The sequence below is a fragment of the Enterococcus sp. AZ188 genome, from assembly GCF_050544075.1.
GTDB lineage: Bacteria > Bacillota > Bacilli > Lactobacillales > Enterococcaceae > Enterococcus_D > Enterococcus_D entomosocium.
Genome location: NZ_CP172943.1, coordinates 3,415,001 through 3,434,920 on the forward strand (window position 1 = coordinate 3,415,001; position 19,920 = coordinate 3,434,920).

Below are 19,920 nucleotides of genomic sequence, written 5' to 3' on the forward strand. Positions count from 1 at the left end.
TTAAGAGATTAGCTTAGCCTCGCGACTTCGCAACTCGTTGTACTTCCCATTGTAGCACGTGTGTAGCCCAGGTCATAAGGGGCATGATGATTTGACGTCATCCCCACCTTCCTCCGGTTTGTCACCGGCAGTCTCGCTAGAGTGCCCAACTAAATGATGGCAACTAACAATAAGGGTTGCGCTCGTTGCGGGACTTAACCCAACATCTCACGACACGAGCTGACGACAACCATGCACCACCTGTCACTTTGCCCCCGAAGGGGAAGCTCTATCTCTAGAGTGGTCAAAGGATGTCAAGACCTGGTAAGGTTCTTCGCGTTGCTTCGAATTAAACCACATGCTCCACCGCTTGTGCGGGCCCCCGTCAATTCCTTTGAGTTTCAACCTTGCGGTCGTACTCCCCAGGCGGAGTGCTTAATGCGTTTGCTGCAGCACTGAAGGGCGGAAACCCTCCAACACTTAGCACTCATCGTTTACGGCGTGGACTACCAGGGTATCTAATCCTGTTCGCTCCCCACGCTTTCGAGCCTCAGCGTCAGTTACAGACCAGAGAGCCGCCTTCGCCACTGGTGTTCCTCCATATATCTACGCATTTCACCGCTACACATGGAATTCCACTCTCCTCTTCTGCACTCAAGTCTCCCAGTTTCCAATGACCCTCCCCGGTTGAGCCGGGGGCTTTCACATCAGATTTAAGAAACCGCCTGCGCTCGCTTTACGCCCAATAAATCCGGACAACGCTTGCCACCTACGTATTACCGCGGCTGCTGGCACGTAGTTAGCCGTGGCTTTCTGGTTAGATACCGTCAAGGGATGAACGTTTTACTCTCATCCTTGTTCTTCTCTAACAACAGAGTTTTACGATCCGAAAACCTTCTTCACTCACGCGGCGTTGCTCGGTCAGACTTTCGTCCATTGCCGAAGATTCCCTACTGCTGCCTCCCGTAGGAGTCTGGGCCGTGTCTCAGTCCCAGTGTGGCCGATCACCCTCTCAGGTCGGCTATGCATCGTTGCCTTGGTGAGCCGTTACCTCACCAACTAGCTAATGCACCGCGGGTCCATCCATCAGTGACGCAAAAGCGCCTTTCAACTTTCTTCCATGCGGAAAATAGTGTTATACGGTATTAGCACCTGTTTCCAAGTGTTATCCCCTTCTGATGGGCAGGTTACCCACGTGTTACTCACCCGTTCGCCACTCTTTTTCTTTCGGTGGAGCAAGCTCCGGTGAAAGAAAAAGCGTTCGACTTGCATGTATTAGGCACGCCGCCAGCGTTCGTCCTGAGCCAGGATCAAACTCTCATAATGATTTGTTTGAATGACCATACGGTCATTAAGCTCATAAAAATTAACTTTGCTAGCTATTGCTTGCATGTATTTGTTTCAATAAATTGAAACGTCCTACACATTGGTTCGTTTGCTTGCTTTGTTCAGTTTTCAAAGGTCTACAGTGCTGTGTTAGCAACTTTTATATCATATCAGAGCGACGTTTGATTGTCAACTCTTTTTTAAAAAGTTTTTTTCGCTCGTTGTTTTTCAACTTCGCAGCGGCTGTCTCAGCGACTTCATTAGAATAACAAATGATTTGTTATTTGTCAACAACTTTCTTTAATTAAATTTGTTGATGTATCAACGTCGATTAACTATTTTAAAATTGCGACTTCGTTATAATATCATCTGTCGAGCTGTGCGTCAACCACTTTTTTCAATTCTTTTTACGAATTCATTTCAGTCATTTGGCACATGTAATAATATACCAACTAAATCCCTTGCGGTCAATCATTTTCTATGGCTTTTTTTAATTTTTACAAACCCGTCTAATCACATTGAATCCAGCTTTTATCGTTCGCATTTAATCCGTTTTCTAGCAATTACCCTGGCTTTTTCCCCTCTAATTCCTCACTGTTTTTCTCCCTGATCCAGCAGACAAGAAAAAAAGCCGCCCATCTCTTGCGAGTGGACGGAGCTTTTTTATCTCATTGTCGGGAATAATAAAACGTCACGAATCGATTGTGCATCGGTCAACAGCATCACTAAGCGGTCGATCCCGATCCCTAATCCACCAGTTGGCGGCATACCGTATTCAAGTGCTTCTAAGAAATCTTCATCCACCCCATGGGCTTCATCATTTCCTGCTTCGCGCTCTTTTTCTTGTCCTTCAAAACGTTCTCTTTGATCGATTGGGTCATTCAATTCCGTGAAGGCATTCGCAAATTCACGACCAACGATAAATAATTCAAAGCGATCCGTAAAGCGTTCATCTTCTGGATTCTTTTTCGCTAATGGCGAAACTTCCACTGGATGACCAAAGACAAAGGTTGGCTGCTGTAACGTTTCTTCAACAAATGTCTCAAAGAATTCATTGATGATATGGCCAACAGTCATGGCATCAGTGATTTCAACATGATGTTCTTTTGCTAAACTACGCGCTTTTTCAACGGACATTGGTTGCCAGAAATCAACACCTGTTTGATTTTTGATTGCATCGACCATATGGATTCGTGCAAAGTCGCTAGCTAAATCGACTTCTTGTCCATCGTATTGGATCGTTGCTGTATGCAAGACTTTTTCAGCAGCATTACGGATAATGCCTTCTGTCAAATCCATCACATCTTTGAAATCTGTATATGCTGTATACGCTTCTAGCATCGTAAACTCGGGATTATGGGTCGTATCGATTCCTTCATTTCGGAAAACGCGGCCGATCTCATAGACTTTTTCCATGCCACCCACGATCAATCGTTTCAAGTGAAGCTCAAGTGCGATCCGTAAATACAGATCCATGTCTAAGGCATTGTGGTGTGTAATGAAGGGACGAGCCGCTGCACCACCTGCTTGATTATGCAATACTGGCGTTTCGACTTCGATATATCCATGTCCGTCAAGGTAACGACGAATTTCGCTAATGATTTGGCTTCGTTTCATGAAACGATCAAAGCTCTCTTTATTACTGATCAAATCCAAGTAACGTTGACGGTAGCGTTGTTCTACGTTCGTCAAGCCATGGTATTTGTCTGGCAATGGACGCAATGCTTTGGATAAGATCACGATTTCTTTGGCTTTGATGGTCACTTCGCCAGTATCGGTCTTCATGATTTCACCAGATACACCAAAGAAATCACCTAGATCTGCATGCTTGAATACTTCGTAAGGTTCGTCCCCGACTTGGTCTTTACGTACATATATTTGAATACGGCCTTCGCGGTCTTGTAAATGCGCAAAACCAGCCTTCCCTTTTCCACGTTTTGTAACGATTCTTCCTGCAATGCTTGCTGAAAGATTCATTTCGGCTAATTCTTCTTTGGTTCTTTGATCAAATAACTCATGTAACTCGGCAGAATTATGGGTGCGTTCGAATCGCTTGCCAAAAGGATCAATGCCTTCTTCCCGTAGTTTTTCCATCTTTTCACGGCGAACCAACATTTGATCATTCAATTCTTCTTGTGTTTGTCGTTCCTCTGTCACGAGTTTTCCTCCATTCTTAACTTGGGTTTCCTTCTTATAATGCCAATGATGACGCAAAAAATCAAGCCGAACTTTCGAATCGACTTGATTTGTTTCTTATTCCTTAAAAGTTGCTACCGGCTGTTTTTCGGTCTTCTCTACAAATGCATCCAATAAATCAAAAATCGTTTGCTTATCTTCTGCTTGATTGATAGCTGCCTTCACTTTGGCTGCCCGTGAAATACCTTTTAAGTAGTACGCAGCATGTTGGCGGAATTCTCGCGAAGCGATTTTTCCCCCTTTTAGATCAGCCAACCGTTCTAAATGAAGTTTCGCTGTCGAAATTTTTTCTCGTGGTGTTGGTTCCGGCAACAACTCGCCTGTCTCCAAGTATTGCTTGGTGCGGTGGATCATCCACGGATTGCCTAAGGCTGCCCGTCCGATCATCACTGCATCAGCGCCGACTTCTTCCAACATTCGTTTCGCATCTTCAGGGGTTCTGACATCGCCGTTGCCCATAAAGGGAATGGTGATACTTTGCTTCACTTGTTTTAAAACGTCCCAATCAGCCGATCCTTCATACATCTGTACACGGGTTCTGCCATGCATACCGATTGCTGCGGCACCCGCTGCTTCCGCGGCTTGGGCATTCTCAACCGCAAAGACGTGCTGCTCATCCCAACCGATCCGCATTTTGACGGTAACGGGCTTGTCGATCGCACTGGAAACAGCATGGACCATTTCATAAACCTTGTCGGGATCTAAAAGCCACTTCGCACCAGCTTCTGCTTTGATGATTTTGTTTACAGGACACCCCATATTGATATCAATGATATCGGCAGTTGTGTTCTCTGCGACAAATTGCGCTGCTTCTACTAAGGATGCTTTATTCCCACCAAAAATCTGAATACTAAGAGGATGCTCGGTCTCGTCAATAAACAGCATCTCAAGGGTCTTCTTGTTACGCAGTTGAATCCCTCGATCACTGATCATCTCACAGACGACTAAACCCGCGCCAAATTCTTTGACTGTCACACGAAACGCAGAATTGGTGATCCCCGCCATTGGCGCAACGACGACGCGGTTAGGAATCTCAACCGAGCCGATCTGCCATGTCTGTCTATCTTTCACTTACGCTTCCGCCTCTTTCTTCAACGCCGCCAATTCCGTTTCATCAAAATGATACTTGTTGCCACAAAACGAGCAGACTGCCTCTGCCCCATGATCTTCATCGATCATTGCTTGGATCTCCTCAGCCCCTAAGGTGATGATCGCTGTCGCAAATTTTTCTTTCGTACAATCACAGTGGAACTGGACGGGCATTTTTTCTAGTACTTCGATCGTCGTGTCTGGTAACAATGTCGCTAAGACCTCTTCTGGTGATTGGCCTTCATCGATCAAGGTTGACACTCGAGGCAATTCTCCCAAACGTTTTTCGATGGCATCAATGATCTCTTCACTGGCACCAGGCATGATCTGTAGCATAAATCCACCGGCTGCCCGAATCGAATCATCGGTTTCTACTAATACACTCAGACCAACAGCAGAAGGAATCTGTTCTGACACTGCTAAATAATAAGTAAAGTCTTCCCCAAGTTCCCCAGAGACGATCGGTGTTTGTCCAGAGAAAGGTTCTTTTAGCCCTAAGTCTTTGATTACGGTAAAAATTCCTTGGTCTCCCACTGCGCCCCGAACATCCAATTTTCCTTGAGGATTCAATGGCAGACTGATCTGTGGATTTTTTATGTATCCTTTTACGTCCCCACGGCCATTGCTGTCTACGACGATTGCCCCAGCAGGACCATTTCCTTGAATTTTGACGGTCAATTTGTCTTCCCCTTTTAAGGTACTGCCTAATAACAAACTTCCCACCATCGCTCGCCCTAAAGCAGCAGATGCCGTATTCCATGTTTCATGGCGTCGTTGTGCTTCGGCGATCGTCTCTGTTGCCGATACGGCGTATGCTCGGACGAAGCCGTCATATGCGAGTGCTTTTACTAAATAATCCTTCATCTTGATTCTCCTTTTTATTCATTAATGAATCATACTAGGAAGCGCCGCTTTTTTCAACTGAATGTGTTTGAATTTAAGAAAAGTCTTCTTAAATAGAAACAAAAAGGCGCCGAGTTTCCTCGGCGCCTTGATACGTCTTGTTTTAGGCGTTATCATCTTTGTTTTCTTGATCAGTCGGTTGGCTTTCGCTATTGCGGCGAACGTCTTCCAATTGTTGATCAAAATCGTTTGATGATGCATCTTCGCTGTGTTTTTCTGCAGCTTGCTTCTCTGCATCTTTTTCTTCCAGCGCACGTTTCGCTTCTTCAAACGTTTGGGCTTTTTCACTAGGATACTCAGAGCTTTCAGTCCCTGCAGGCATTTTGCCTTCTTCAAACAAGGATTTGATTGCTTTAGCATCCAATGTTTCATGTTCAAGTAGTTTTTCAGCGATCAATTTGTGTTGGGCACGATGTTCTTCAATGATTTCATGGGCTTTTTGATGGGCATCCATTAAAATCTTGCGAACTTCTTGATCAATTTCAAAGGCAACTTGTTCAGAGTATGCTTTTGTTTGACCGTAATCGCGACCGACAAAGACTTGATGGTTTCCTTCATATTGAACTGGACCTAATTTATCGCTCATTCCATATTCTGTCACCATGCTTCTTGCAAGCGCAGTTGCTTGTTCAAAGTCATTGGAAGCCCCCGTTGATTGCACACCGAAGATGATTTCTTCAGCCGTACGTCCACCTAGCAAGCCAACGATTTGTTCAAACATATCTTCTTTAGTCATCAAGAATTGATCTTCTTTCGGCAAGGCGATCATGTACCCACCAGCTCGCCCCCGAGGAATGATGGTTACTTTGTGTACCACACGGGCACGACTCAAGACTAAACCAACAATGGTATGTCCTGCTTCATGGTAAGCAACCATTTCACGTTCGCGTTTGTTGATGACACGGTCTTTCTTCGCAGGACCAGCGATCACGCGGTCTTCTGCTTCATCGATATCTGAAGCATCGATTTTTTTCTTGTTACGACGAGCAGCAACTAAGGCGGCTTCGTTCAAGACGTTTTCCAGATCCGCACCGGCAAAGCCCGGTGTTTGTTGGGCAACGACTTTCAAATCAACATCATCTGATAAAGGTTTGTTCCGAGCATGAACACGGAGGATTGCTTCACGGCCTTTCACGTCTGGACGACCAACTAAAATCTGACGGTCAAAACGACCTGGACGCAGCAACGCTGGATCTAGAACATCCGAACGGTTCGTTGCGGCAATGACGATCACGCCTTCATTCCCATCAAAACCATCCATCTCAACCAATAATTGGTTCAATGTTTGTTCCCGCTCATCATGTCCGCCACCCATACCGGCACCACGTTGGCGACCGACGGCATCGATTTCATCGATAAAGATGATGGCTGGTGCATTTTTCTTCGCTGTTTCAAATAAGTCACGTACCCGGCTTGCACCGACACCGACAAACATTTCAACGAAATCTGAACCAGAGATCGAGTAAAACGGTACGCCAGCTTCACCGGCAACGGCTTTGGCTAGCAACGTTTTCCCGGTTCCCGGAGGTCCCTCAAGTAAGACACCTGCTGGGATACGGGCACCTAATTCAACGAAACGTCGAGGATCTTTCAAGAATTCCACGACTTCGACAAGTTCTTGTTTTTCTTCTTCTGCACCGGCTACGTCTGAAAAACGTACGCGGTTGGCTTTTTTGTCCGCTTCTTTGGCTTTTGATTTGCCAAAGTTCATCACACGGCCGCCACCGCCACCGCCGCCGCCTTGTTGGCTCATCATCATATAGAAGAAGAAAATGATGATCACAAGTGGTAAGAAGCTAACCAAAAGCGATAACCAAATACCACTGTTGGATTCTTCTTCGATGGTAGTTTTGACCCCTTGTGCTGAGGCCAGACTGGTGACTTCGCTCAGCGTAGAATCATTTGGTAAAATGATCGTTGAAAAGCGGGTCGAACTCGCCTGTGTATTGCCTAAAACAGACAAGCTGTTGTCATTGCTGACAGTTTGTTCTTCATTGTATTCACCCACGATTCGATAAACACCGTTAGCGGGTTGGACAGTAAATTGTTTGACCTTCCCGTCTTTCAGTTGTTCTGTAAACGTGGAGTACTCGATCGTTGGGGTCTGCTGATTGCCATTTCCAAAAATGAAATAAACGACCATGACCATCGCCAACAAGACAAGTACATAATATAAGGTATTTTTTACCATACCGTTATTTTTCTTATTCATGCGTACCTCCCTGGCTATTTTGTTTTATCAATCCTGACCATTTAATTGTATCACAATTGATTTAGAACAGTCACTAATTTGACTGATAAACACTAGGTTTTAAGACGCCAACGTAAGGTAAGTTTCGATATTGCTCTGCATAGTCCAGTCCATATCCAACAACAAACTCATTTGGCACATCGAAGCCGACGTAATCAGCATCGATCTCAACAACACGGCCTTCCGGCTTATCTAATAACGTCACGATTTTCACTGATTTCGCTTTACGGTATTTGAATAGATCTACCAGATAAGCCAACGTGCGACCACTGTCAATGATGTCTTCAACGATCAAAAGATCGCGGCCCTCAACATTTGTATCTAAATCTTTGATGATTTTGACTTCTCCAGATGAAATCATGGCATTGCCATAACTCGAGACATCCATGAAGTCTAACTCCAAGTAACAATCCATCTCACGAACGATGTCTGCCATGAAAGGAACGGCACCTTTCAGTACACCTACGACTAGAGGATTTTTATCCGCATAAGCCGCCGTTAATTCTTGACCAAGTTCCACACAACGATTTTTGATTTCGTCACGGGAAATCAAAATTTTCTCAATATCTTTATCTAGCATAAAGTTCTCCTTCCAACTCTTACTTCTGATATTTATAAAGAAGTATGTAGTGTATTTTATCAGTTTCTGGCGCAATACTCAAATAGGAAAATGCATGAGGTAGTAAGGCAATCACCTGTTTATCAAGGTTTGTGACGACCCAACTTTTTTCTCGCTCTTCATTAGGAATTTTTGAATCGATAAAAAAACGACTGATCTTTTTGGTCAGGCCACGCGCCAAGCGGATTCGGTCTCCTGGCTGACGCTTACGTACGATCAGCTCAGAGGAATAGTTTAGCGGTAAATCTTGGGAAAACTCTGACCAATTTGTGATTTTTTTGGGAATATGCTGTTCATTTATCGGAAAATACCCAATCCATTCCTTTTCAGAAAGATAGATCCCCTCCCCTAAAACCAGACGCTGACTGACTTCTGTCAACGGCGTTGCAGGCTTTTGGGAAACAGCTACAGGTTCCAATAGTAATTGGTCATAACTGCGCCGCAGCTGCCACTGTTTGTGCAACGCCAATTGCCATTGCCCTTTCTTTTCGTCTAGCAAACGCAATAGCTGTGGCAGCTGTTTTTGATTGAGTGGATGCTTTGTAAAGGCTTCTGCTTGTTGCAAAAACCCCGCATAGAAAAAATAGCGCTGCGCCGGCGAAAACGTCGGCAGCTGTTGCAGATCGATCACTAAGCGAGTAGCTTGCTGTTGAACGAACGCAGACAACCATTGCTGCTGCTCTTGCTGGATCAACTGATTGGCGAACTGCATTTCTACAGAAAGCTGTTGAAAATGCGGCAACAGTTGCGGATTTTCCGCTTTTAATGCCGGCACTACTTGCTGGCGTAGTCGGTTTCGCAAATACAGCGGTTCGTGATTGCTTTCGTCTTCAAAGTAGGGAATCTGCTGTACTTGCGCATAGTCGTAAATCGCTGTCTTACTGACACTAAGCAACGGCCGCAACAGGATTCCAGCGTGAAAAGGCTGCTGCTGCTGCATCCCGCCAGCCGATTGCAAGCGGCCTTCTCGCATCATCTTCATCAGCATCGTTTCTACTTGGTCATCACTGTGGTGAGCAGTCAGCAAAACATCATAGCCTTCTCGGGACATGACATCGGCAAAAAACGTATAGCGAAAGTCCCGAGCGCTAGCTTCTATGCCGGTTTCTGGCGGATTTTCCCAGCATCGCTCATAAAAAGGAATGCCGCGTTCTTGGCAGTACTGCCGTAAAAAAGCAGCTTCCTCAGCAGATGCTGGACGCAATTGATGGTTTACATGTGCCACACCAAAGACCTGCTCTTTTTGCATTTCGGGAAACAACTGACAAAAGACCTGCAGCAAGACCATGGAGTCGACTCCCGTTGATACCGCCAGCAAAAAGCGGCGTTTGTTTTCAGGATCGATGGCAGTGAGTTGCCCTCGAACGGTTTGAATGACCATCATTCGCCCTCCTTCTCATTTGGTAGACCCACAAGAAAGAAAGCTGAAACAAAACGAACCAACAGTTTTGTTTCAGCTTTTTCCAACTTGCTATTCATGTTTAGTTACGGCGTCCGCCGCGGCCACCGCGTTTTCCTTCTGTATTTCGACGTAATGATGAAAGACGATCATCACTATCTTTTAGAAAAGAACTCATCAATGAATCGAAGTCTTGTTTATTTACATTCGTAGTTTGATTGCGTGAAAAAGATTTTTTCGGATTTGGTCGATTGAATTCTTTTTTCGGGTATTCACGTTTTTCTTCCGGCTTATCTTCTGCTTTGCGGATCGATAGTCCAATTTTCCCATCGTTGCCGATTGCCGTAACAAGTACTGTCACTTCATCCCCAACAGACAACACGTCGTGAATGTCTTTGACGAATCCGTTTGATACTTCACTGATATGCACCAAACCAGTTTTCCCTTCACCAAGATCAATGAACGCACCAAAATTTGTAATACCAGACACTTTGCCCTTTAGTTTCGCTCCAACTTCGATTGACATATAAAAAATGTTCCTCCTAATTTTTACCCATTTAAAATAATTCAAACTACTGCGCTGAGTAGGTATGACATTGCTTAATCTTGTGACTCTGTGGATGATGATTCTTGTTCGCTTTGCGCAGAACGCTCATTAGTGTTTTGAGAATCCGTTCCATCGGGCAAGACAGGATAAATTTTTTCGCCATCTTTTGAGTAGAAGAATCGGCTGCGGGCCAATTTTGCCACATACTCATCGTCTTGCAATAAGGCAACATCTCGCTCCAATGAAGCCACTTTTTGTTCAGCTTCTTTTTGTTCGGCGACTGTTTCCGCCTTGTATTCCTTTAGTTTTTGCAGGCGCATTTGGTCGTTAAACATCTGAATCCCCACGACTGCAAATATCGCTAATGCCGCCACGAAAAACGCCACCAGCCGACGTCGGCGAAACACGACTTGCCGCCGCTCTTTTTCAAACTTGGCAAATTGCTCTTTCGCATAATCGGTCTGCAATAGTTCTATTTTTTTATTTGATTCTTTTGCCACCTGAACTCGCTCCCGTCGCTGTCTTTGTTTTTTACATTATACCAACATCCGCAAAGCTTGTCTAACTGAAAATGCCGTAAAAATCAAGCATTTTCTGAGATTCTTTCCTCTGAAACAATCTCATACATTTTTGCAGCGTCTTCTTTTTTCGTCGATTCATGCAATTCATTGACTTTTACTTCCAAGACCTTATTCCCGAACTGAATACGCATAGTATCGCCTACTTTGACGTCACTGCTTGACTTGGCTAATTTGCCGTTGATCTGAATACGTCCCTTGTCTGCCACTTCTTTGGCAACAGAGCGACGCTTGATGATGCGGGAGATTTTAAGAAATTTATCTAATCTCATGTTTTTCACCTCTTCTTAATAGTTTCTTTCCAAATGGAACTAACAGCCATTCGCGAATCGTTAACAATTTGATTTTGATCGCTGCCCCGATAAAGGCTGCGCCTCCCAGACCGACACCGCCTAGGCAAAAAATCAGCGCCTGTAGTCGATGGGTCAAAGGACCGTTCAATAAGATCGCAACGAAGCTATAATATAAGAATAGCACGCTTGTCATGATCCCTAAACAAAGAAATAATTTTTTTCCATAATTTCCTTCATACCAAAAGCGATTGATGCTACTTTGTGCTCGACGCTGTTCGGAAACCACAAAACAGCATAAGGTCGCGCCTAACCCCAACAGCGTACTGATACTTGCTCCTGCAGTCCCATAAGAAGCGGTCAGTGGCCACATCGATAGGCATTTGACCAAAAGACCAATCCCCGCAGCGAGCAAGCCGAAGGTATAGGTATTGCGACTTTGTTGAATGCTTTGATAGGCTTGAATCGTCGCCATCAGAGCGATGGAAAAGACAAACAATACCAGCGCAACATTGCCAGATCCGTCTTTAAATAAGGCAAAATTGATATAAGGCAGCAAAATCGCTAACCCTACCGCAGAAGCCGAAGCAATCCCGATCGTTAGGCGCAAATACATTTTTGCCGACTTTTCAAACAGCTGCTGATTTTTTACCGTCAAATACTTGGTCAACGTTGGCAAAAACGTCGAGCTTAACGCCATCGCCACCACAAGACCTAGTTGGACGAGGGGTTGTCCGCGATCATAGATCCCTTTCGAAATCCGGGCTGCTTGTGCCGTCAATCCCCCCGCTTCTAGCGCATTGGTCAATAAAAACGAATCCGCTAACTGGAACAAGATCAAATAGCCGCTATAAATCGTCAACAGACCGCCTTCTAAGAAGAACCTTTTTTTCAACGAGGCGGATAACACAGCGGTATTTTCTCCTGTACGGGTGACTGGTTTATGCCATAGCGATAGGCGTTTGCCGTTGATTTGTCGGCTATAATAACTTAAAATCCACCACGCCGCAAGGCCCCCGACTAAGGCACCCATCATGGCGACAGTCCCCGTTTGATAAATCGTCCAGCCCAATTGCTGGAAAGCTGCCGCAGCACCTAAAATCACACCAACTCTAAGCAGCTGCTCTACAACTTGAGACACTGCGGTTGGCACCATTTGTAGATTTCCTTGAAACATTCCTCGATAAAAGGTCAAGGGTGGGACAAACAAAAAGGTAAAGGAAACGACTCGAATCAAGCCTGCCAGTTGATGGTCCCCCATCACTTGCGCGATTGGACCGGCAAATAAAAAGGTCACAGCCCATAAGCCAATCGCCGACCAAAGCACATAAGGCGTCAACGCTTGCAGCCGCTCCTTGCTTTTCAAAGGATCAGGTTCTTCAGCAACAATGCGGGAGATAAACTGCGGCAAACCTGACAACGCCAAAGTCATTGCCAATCCATAAATCGGATAGACCTGTTGATACACATAAAACCCTTCGTCGCCTACCAGGTTCTGAAAAGGGACCCGATAAACGGCACTTAAGATTTTTGCGATAAAGGAAGCGATCGTTAAAATAAACGCCCCTTCCATCGTACGCTTCAATTGTGATTTCGGCATCCCTCTGGTTCCTTTCTAGCCTTGGCTGGCGTATTTTTGTTCCCGTAACGCTTTGACAAAATCTTGGATTTCTAATAGCCAGGTGCTTTCTTTCATCACTGGCGGAATCTGTAATTTGATGGTCATTTGCTCATGATCGACACCCATCGTGGCTTTTAATTTAGTGGCTTTCAATGCTTCAAACAGCTGCTCCACCGAATAATTTTTCGTGCCGACTTTACTCAAAGTGAACGACACGGTTTGTTGCTGCTTGCGGATAGTTTCTAACAAGGCACGATCGCCGTTCATTTTGATCTCGCCCACCGTTAAGAGGTGCGCCACTTCTACAGGGTATTCTCCGAAACGGTCTAATAAATCATCTTGAAGTTCATCAACTGCTTCTTGTGATTCCAGCTCACGAATTCGTTTATAGATCTCGATTTTTTGCCGTTCGTCTTCAATATACGAAGTCGGTAAGTAGGCATCGATCCCCAGATCGATCTCAACGGTCGTTTTTTCTGTTTGGGTATTTTTCCCTTGTTTACGAGTGACTGCTTCCGACAGCATTTGTGAGTACATGTCAAACCCGACTGCATCGATAAAGCCGTGCTGTTGCGCCCCCAATAGATTTCCTGCCCCACGAATCGAAAGATCTCGCATCGCGATTTTGAATCCTGAACCTAACTCCGTAAAGTCCTTAATGGCTTGCAGACGTTTTTCACTGACTTCGTTCAACACTTTTTGCTGTTCATACATGAAATACGCATAAGCGACTCGATTGCTCCGACCGACACGGCCACGCAACTGATACAACGTCGAAAGCCCCATGTAATCGGCATTTTCCACAAACAACGTATTGGCATTGGGAATATCCACACCGGTTTCAATGATCGTCGTCGTCACCAACACATCGTATTGCCCTTCAATAAAGTCAAACAGGGTATTTTCCAATTGGATCTCGGTCATTTGCCCGTGGGCATAAGCGATTCGTGCATCTGGCACTAACGCCTGCAGTTCTTCGACTTTTCGCTCGATCGTATCGACACGATTATAGAGATAAAACACTTGGCCCCCGCGTGCCATCTCCCGTTGGATCGCTTCTCGCACCGCTCCTGGATTCATCTCCATCACATAGGTTTGGATCGGGTAACGATTTTCCGGTGGTGTTTCGATCACAGATAGGTCCCGCACGCCCAGCATCGACATATGCAATGTTCTTGGGATCGGCGTTGCCGTCAACGTCAACACATCGACTTGCGAACGCAGTTGTTTCAAGCGCTCTTTGTGTTTGACCCCAAAACGTTGTTCTTCATCGATCACCAACAAGCCCAAATCAGCAAACTCGACATCTTTTGACAATAATCGGTGGGTCCCCACCAAAATATCGACTTGCCCTTTGCGCACTTGCTCGATCGTTTCATTCTGCTGTTTTTTCGTCCGAAAACGACTCAGCACCCCAACATTGACGGGGAATCCTTCAAAACGATCGACCATCGTTTCATAGTGCTGCTGCGCCAAGATCGTTGTCGGCACTAAGAAAGCCACTTGTTTGCTTTCTTTGATCGCTTTAAAAGCAGCCCGCAGCGCCACTTCTGTTTTCCCAAAACCGACATCTCCAACTAACAAACGGTCCATCGGCTTTTCTTTTTCCATATCCCGCTTAATCTCTGCCGTACTGCGCAGCTGATCATCGGTTTCCGAATAAGGAAAGGCATCTTCAAATTCTTTTTGATAGGCATCGTCTGGTTGAAAGGCATAGCCTTTTTCTGATTCGCGTTTGGCATACAATAAAATCAAATCATCTGCGATGTCTTCAATTTTAGCCGTCACTTTGCGCTTGGTCTTCGCCCACTCACTGCCGCCTAATTTATTGATTTTCGGTGTTTTCGATTCGGAAGCCACATATTTTTGAATCAAATTCAATTGGGTGACTGGAATAAAGAGCTTGTCTTCGTTTTGGTACAAGATCGTCATGTAATCTTGATGGACGCCATCGACTTCTAAGGTTTCCATGCCGATGTACTTCCCGATCCCATGATTCGCATGGACGACATAATCGCCGGCTTTTAACTCATTGTAGCTTTTGAGACGTTCCGCATTGGTGACATTTTGCCGGCGGGCTCTTTTTTTGTTCATCTTTTGGAAAATTTCTTTTTCTGTAACCACCACTAGCTTGTCTTGCGGCATTTCAAAGCCGCTTTGCAAACGTTCCACCACGATTTGGGTGCGTCCCGTAAACAGGCGGTCTTGTTGCGTCTGCACGGCATAGATATCATGATCTCGCAGATCTTGCTCTAACTTCTTGGCCCGTTCTTGGTCACTGACCAGAAAAATCACCGTTTGCTGTTGCTTCTCCCAGCGATCGATCTCAACTTTCAAGAGACCCATTTGGCTGAAAAACTGCTGCATCGGCCGGTATTGGAATTGATGGATCGCTTGGAAGCGAATGTTCCCCATTCCTTTTTGGAATAAAGAAAAGAAGCTGGTCACAAAGGTTTCTTTTTGCAGCAGTTGATGGACATCGATCCCGAATTGCTGTTCAGAAAAGACCCGCAGCTCCGCTAATTTTTGGGTATGCCACTCCGCTTCTTCCCGTTCGATCTCACGATTGGTCTCCATGATCCGAGCATAATCATCGATCATCAAAAAGGCGTCTTCAGAAAAATAATCTAAGACACTCGTTTGCTGACGATAAAGCAAATCCGTGTAATAACGGGCACTTTCACCGGGAATCCCCGCTTGCCATTGGGAGGCCAATTGGCCGAAATAGTCTTCTAAAAAGGCGCGATCGGTTGCTTCTTTGGTGACTGCCAACCGTTTGTTCAATAATTCTTGCAGCTGCTTTTGCCCCGCCGCTAAATCTTCCGCTGAGAAAACCAATTCGGTAGTCGGTAAAATAGCCACTTGCTGCAGCGTTTCCACTGAGCGTTGCGTTTCCACGTTGAAAGAACGCATCGAGTCGATTTCTACATCGAATAACTCGATCCGTACGGGGTATTCGGCATTTAATGGATAAATATCGAGGATGCTCCCACGAATACTGAATTCGCCGGGTTTGCCAATCATTGACTGCCGTTCGTAACCCATCAAGATCAATTGTTGCGGCAAACGCTCTAAATCGATCTCATCGCCGATTTGCCATTGGAATTGGTTGGCTAACCAGGTTTTCTTCTCAGGTAAATACTTTCGCAAAGCCGCTACCGGCAACACATAGATCCCGGTTTTTCCTTGAGAAACAGCATTCAGCGCTGCCACTCGTTCTTCTCGTGCTTCTGGTGAAGAAAAAGCCATTTCGGCTGACAACACTTCGTCCACTGGGAAAACATAGACATCATCCGTCACGTTGCGCAGATCTTCGGCTAGTTGATTCGTATAATACAGATTTGGTGTCACCACGATCACTTGTTTTTGAAATGCCTGATACACACCGGTGATCGCCAATGTTTTTGCCGATCCAGCTAGACCGGTCAGTAATTGCCGGGGGGCCTGTTCACGTAAACCTGCATGCCAAGCCGCCACTGTCGGCACTTTATTTATTAATTCAATTAAATCCATCTCGGCCCTCCTTAGTTAAATCGATTCATTGTGGCAAGAAAGTCGCCGTTGGTCAAGTAATCACTACTTGCCTCGACCGCCTTATCAATACTTTGTAAAACGATGGGCAGATCGTCTTTTGCAAAAGGACTCAGTACATGATTGACCACGGTTTGTCCTGGACGTGGCCGATCGATCCCGATTTTGATGCGGTCAAAGACTGTCGAGTCCAAATGCGCGATCAAACTCTTGATTCCATTGTGTCCCCCCGCACTGCCTTTTTGGCGCAAGCGGATTTTCCCTAATGCTAAATCAAGGTCATCATAGACCACTACTAATTCTTCTTGATAGATGCCAAAATAGGTCATCAACGGACCTACCGAACGACCGGATTCATTCATGAAGGTTTGCGGTTTGACCAAAAGGATTTTTTCACCCTTCAAGAAAAACTCTGCCACTTCTGCTTCAAAAGCCGACTTTTTAAAGGTTGCTTGGTACTTTTGTGCCAAGGCATCCACTACCATAAAGCCAACATTGTGTTTGGTTTTCTCATATTTTTTGCCGGGATTTCCCAAGCCTACAATCATTTTCATTTTTCGATTACGCTCCATTATTTCTAGTTTCAAGCTGATTCTTCATCTATTTTATCGGTTTTCTTATCCAAACACAAAATACTGGGCACACAAATGCGCCCAGTTCTTTTGCTGAAATAATTATAACACGAAATGGACTGTTATGGTGGCGTCCTCTTGCTCAGTTTTTATCTTTCTTAACGAATCTTAATAAAACGTTGATATATCCTCTTTTTGACGTAATAACAAAGAAAGCATTTACAACTGAAACAGCGATATTTTGTGTAATATTGTTGTGCAAATCACATGACAAATATACTTGAAAATGGTAGGATGATAGCGAGTAAAACAATTATGCGGAAGGAATGATACACAGATGACTGCAAAAACGAACAAAAAAGATCACCAAAAGGTAATTCTTGTTGGAGACGGTGCGGTTGGTTCTAGTTACGCGTTTGCGCTGGTGACCCAAAACATTGCGCAAGAAGTCGGAATCATTGATATAAATACAGCAAAAACAGAAGGCGACGCAATTGATTTGTCCCATGCCTTGGCCTTTACTTCCCCTAAAAAAATCTATGCCGCTTCTTATGAAGATGCACATGATGCTGATTTAGTCGTTATTACAGCTGGTGCGCCTCAAAAACCAGGTGAAACCCGCTTAGATTTGGTTCATAAAAACTTGAAAATCAACCGGGAAGTAGTTACCCAAATCGTTGATTCAGGTTTTAACGGAATCTTCTTAGTAGCAGCGAACCCAGTCGATATTTTGACTTACTCGACTTGGAAATTCTCAGGCTTCCCGAAAGAACGCGTCATCGGTTCAGGTACTTCTTTAGACTCTGCACGTTTCCGTCAAGCTTTGGCTGAATTAGTCGATGTTGATGCCCGTAACGTCCATGCCTATATCTTAGGCGAACACGGGGATTCAGAATTCCCTGTTTGGTCTCATGCCAACGTAGCCGGCTTGCAAATCTATGAATGGGTCAAAAATAACCCAGACATCGATGAAGAAGCAATGGTCAACATTTTCTTCAGTGTTCGTGATGCAGCCTACACCATCATCGAGAAAAAAGGTGCGACCTTCTACGGGATCGCGGTAGCCTTAGCACGGATCACTCGTGCGATCTTAGACGATGAAAATGCTGTTTTACCATTGTCTGTGTACATGAACGGCGAATACGGCTTAAACGACTTGTACATCGGTGCGCCTGCAGTTATCAACGCCCAAGGGATTCAAAAAGTGATTGAGATCCCATTGACGGATGGGGAAAAAGACCGGATGGCCGCTTCTGCAAAACAATTAAAAGATATTCTTGATGAAGCTTTTGCGAAACTAGATGCAGAAGACAATCAATAATTTCTTTCACTTCGTTTAGCTAGTCAACTATGCCACTGAACGAACCTTACAGCTCACTCTTTTTCAGAACAATTTGATCAAGATGATTTGCTGCGGTTCGTTCAGTTTTTTTATGCAAAGAAATGCTTTTCTACAGCTTAGCTAAAGATAGTTTAAGAATTTTCTATTTTTCATGGAAGTTTCATTTGCCATATTCGCTTTCTTGGGGGAATATGGTATGATTTAAGCGTTATTATCTATTATGCCATTAGAAAAAAAGGAGTAGTTGAATGACTCGTTCAAACAAACATACTGACGCCAAGAACAATACCAAGAAAATTGTTCTAATCGTTGTGGCTGCTATATTAGTAGTGATCGCTGGCGGCTATACCTACCGAAGTACATATTATGCAAACCGTTTTTTACCAAAGACTGAAATCGATGGGATCGACATCAGCAACAAAACTGTTGCCGAGGCCAATGCCCTGCTGCATGACCGCTACTCGCAAGAAGATTTCACCATCAAAGAAGGCGATAGCGAATGGAAGACAATCAACCTTGCTCAATTTGGGTTACAAACGGATTTCACCAATGAGCTGCAATCATTAAAAGATGAACAGAACCAGTGGAGTTGGGGAATGGCTTATGTTTCCGCTGCAGAAGAAAAAACACTGGACAATCTCTCGGTGGATCAAGATACGCTAAACAGCGAAACGGACACGATCCAAAAGGAACTAGAAACTTTAAATGAGGATCGTACCAAGTCAGCCGATGCAACATTGGAAAAAGGCGAAGACGGCTTTTCTATCAAACCAGAAGTTGACGGCGATGCCATTGATGTGGACAAAGCAGTAGCAGACTTACAAGAAGCCATCGTCAGTGGCGAAAAGGAATTAAATCTCGTCGATTACGTCACAAAACCAAGTGTGACCGCTGATGATCCTGATCTAACCAAAGAAATGGATTCGTTGAATAAAATCGCCAAAGTAACCGGCAATTATACGATCAACGGAAACACGTTTCAAATTCCAAGAGAATCGATCATGGATTGGCTCTCTTACAAAGATGGCAACACCACGATCGACGAAGACAAAGTAAGAAGCTATGTCGCTTCGATCGGAGAGCAATACAACACCAGCACCAATTCTTCGACCTTCAAGAGTACCAAACAAGGCGAAGTAACGGTTCCAGCCGGCACCCTCAGCTGGACGATCCAAACCGATGCGGAAACAGAAGCATTGATTGAGGCGTTAAAAGCCGGCGAAGACTTCACGCGCACACCGATCGCTCAAGGAAGCACCGATGCTGGCAGCCCGTTATTTGGCAACACGTATATCGAAGTTGATCTGAAAAACCAACACATGTGGTATTATAAAGATGGCGAGCTGGTGCTAGATACGAAAATTATCTCTGGAAAACCAGCCACACCAACGCCAACTGGTGTCTTCTATGTCTGGAACAAAGAAGAAGATGCAACCTTGACCGGTGAAGATTATGCGTCCCCTGTTGATTACTGGATGCCGATCGATTGGACCGGTGTCGGAATCCATGATTCTGATTGGCAAACGGAATACGGTGGTGATCTTTGGAAAACCCGCGGCTCTCACGGCTGTATCAATACTCCGCCAGGCGTGATGAAAGAATTGTACAGCAAAGCCGAAGTCGGGACACCCGTGATCGTGATTTAATGAAAAAAAGAGTCAAACCTTTTTATAGATG

13 protein-coding genes, 1 rRNA gene and 1 pseudogene (1 of these 15 running past the window's edge) are annotated in these 19,920 nt (G+C 44.9%); 2 read left to right on the plus strand and 13 right to left on the minus strand.

The genetic code is table 11. The annotated features are described in order from the left end of the window. The 13 genes and pseudogenes from IGI86_RS15795 to pth all read right to left on the minus strand — a co-directional run. Nucleotides 1-1,305: ribosomal RNA gene (locus IGI86_RS15795) — 16S ribosomal RNA — on the minus strand (it extends 255 nt beyond the left edge of the window). Nucleotides 1,306-1,968: 663 nt separating this feature from the next. Continuing rightward, a complete protein-coding gene (gene lysS / locus IGI86_RS15800; protein ID WP_430617533.1) occupies nt 1,969-3,462 on the minus strand; it encodes a lysine--tRNA ligase in 1,494 nt (497 codons plus the stop codon). A 96-nt stretch (nt 3,463-3,558) separates the two neighbouring features. Continuing rightward, a complete protein-coding gene (gene dusB / locus IGI86_RS15805; protein ID WP_144330818.1) occupies nt 3,559-4,572 on the minus strand; it encodes a tRNA dihydrouridine synthase DusB in 1,014 nt (337 codons plus the stop codon). Continuing rightward, on the minus strand, nt 4,573-5,454 hold the full coding sequence (gene hslO, locus IGI86_RS15810; protein ID WP_005233356.1) for an Hsp33 family molecular chaperone HslO: 882 nt from the start codon (nt 5,452-5,454) through the stop codon (nt 4,573-4,575). A 249-nt stretch (nt 5,455-5,703) separates the two neighbouring features. Next, a pseudogene (gene ftsH / locus IGI86_RS15815) lies at nt 5,704-7,705 on the minus strand (ATP-dependent zinc metalloprotease FtsH); the annotation flags it as partial. Nucleotides 7,706-7,778: 73 nt separating this feature from the next. Beyond that, the gene (gene hpt, locus IGI86_RS15820) at nt 7,779-8,324 is read right to left on the minus strand and encodes a hypoxanthine phosphoribosyltransferase (protein ID WP_005230750.1); all 546 of its coding nucleotides are present in this window, start codon (nt 8,322-8,324) and stop codon (nt 7,779-7,781) included. Between the two features lie 19 nt (nt 8,325-8,343). After that, nucleotides 8,344-9,744, minus strand: coding sequence for a tRNA lysidine(34) synthetase TilS (gene tilS / locus IGI86_RS15825; RefSeq protein WP_430617958.1), 1,401 nt, complete (start codon nt 9,742-9,744; stop codon nt 8,344-8,346). Between the two features lie 100 nt (nt 9,745-9,844). Then, complete coding sequence (locus IGI86_RS15830) at nt 9,845-10,288, minus strand: S1 domain-containing RNA-binding protein (RefSeq protein WP_005233352.1); 444 nt, start codon at nt 10,286-10,288, stop codon at nt 9,845-9,847. A 74-nt stretch (nt 10,289-10,362) separates the two neighbouring features. Then, complete coding sequence (locus IGI86_RS15835; RefSeq protein ID WP_005233351.1) at nt 10,363-10,809, minus strand: FtsB family cell division protein; 447 nt, start codon at nt 10,807-10,809, stop codon at nt 10,363-10,365. An 83-nt stretch (nt 10,810-10,892) separates the two neighbouring features. Then, nucleotides 10,893-11,159: an RNA-binding S4 domain-containing protein gene (locus IGI86_RS15840; protein ID WP_005230745.1), complete on the minus strand. Its 267-nt coding sequence runs from the start codon at nt 11,157-11,159 to the stop codon at nt 10,893-10,895. Next, nucleotides 11,146-12,777: a polysaccharide biosynthesis protein gene (locus IGI86_RS15845; protein ID WP_430617534.1), complete on the minus strand. Its 1,632-nt coding sequence runs from the start codon at nt 12,775-12,777 to the stop codon at nt 11,146-11,148. Before IGI86_RS15845 ends, IGI86_RS15840 begins: the two co-directional genes overlap by 14 nt. Nucleotides 12,778-12,792: 15 nt before the next feature. Continuing rightward, a complete protein-coding gene (mfd, locus tag IGI86_RS15850) occupies nt 12,793-16,311 on the minus strand; it encodes a transcription-repair coupling factor (RefSeq protein ID WP_016611990.1) in 3,519 nt (1,172 codons plus the stop codon). A gap of 11 nt (nt 16,312-16,322) precedes the next feature. Next, nucleotides 16,323-16,883, minus strand: a complete 561-nt coding sequence (gene pth / locus IGI86_RS15855) for an aminoacyl-tRNA hydrolase (RefSeq protein WP_008380153.1) — start codon at nt 16,881-16,883, stop codon at nt 16,323-16,325. A gap of 355 nt (nt 16,884-17,238) precedes the next feature. On the opposite strand from pth, the gene IGI86_RS15860 reads away from it, so the two are divergent. Beyond that, nucleotides 17,239-18,222 carry an L-lactate dehydrogenase gene (locus tag IGI86_RS15860; RefSeq protein ID WP_005230720.1) on the plus strand — a complete coding sequence of 328 codons (984 nt, stop codon included), beginning with the start codon at nt 17,239-17,241 and terminating at the stop codon, nt 18,220-18,222. Between the two features lie 269 nt (nt 18,223-18,491). Next, nucleotides 18,492-19,889 (plus strand): L,D-transpeptidase family protein, encoded by a 1,398-nt coding sequence (locus tag IGI86_RS15865; RefSeq protein ID WP_005233342.1) that lies wholly within the window; start codon nt 18,492-18,494, stop codon nt 19,887-19,889. The last annotated feature ends 31 nt before the right edge of the window (nt 19,890-19,920 follow it).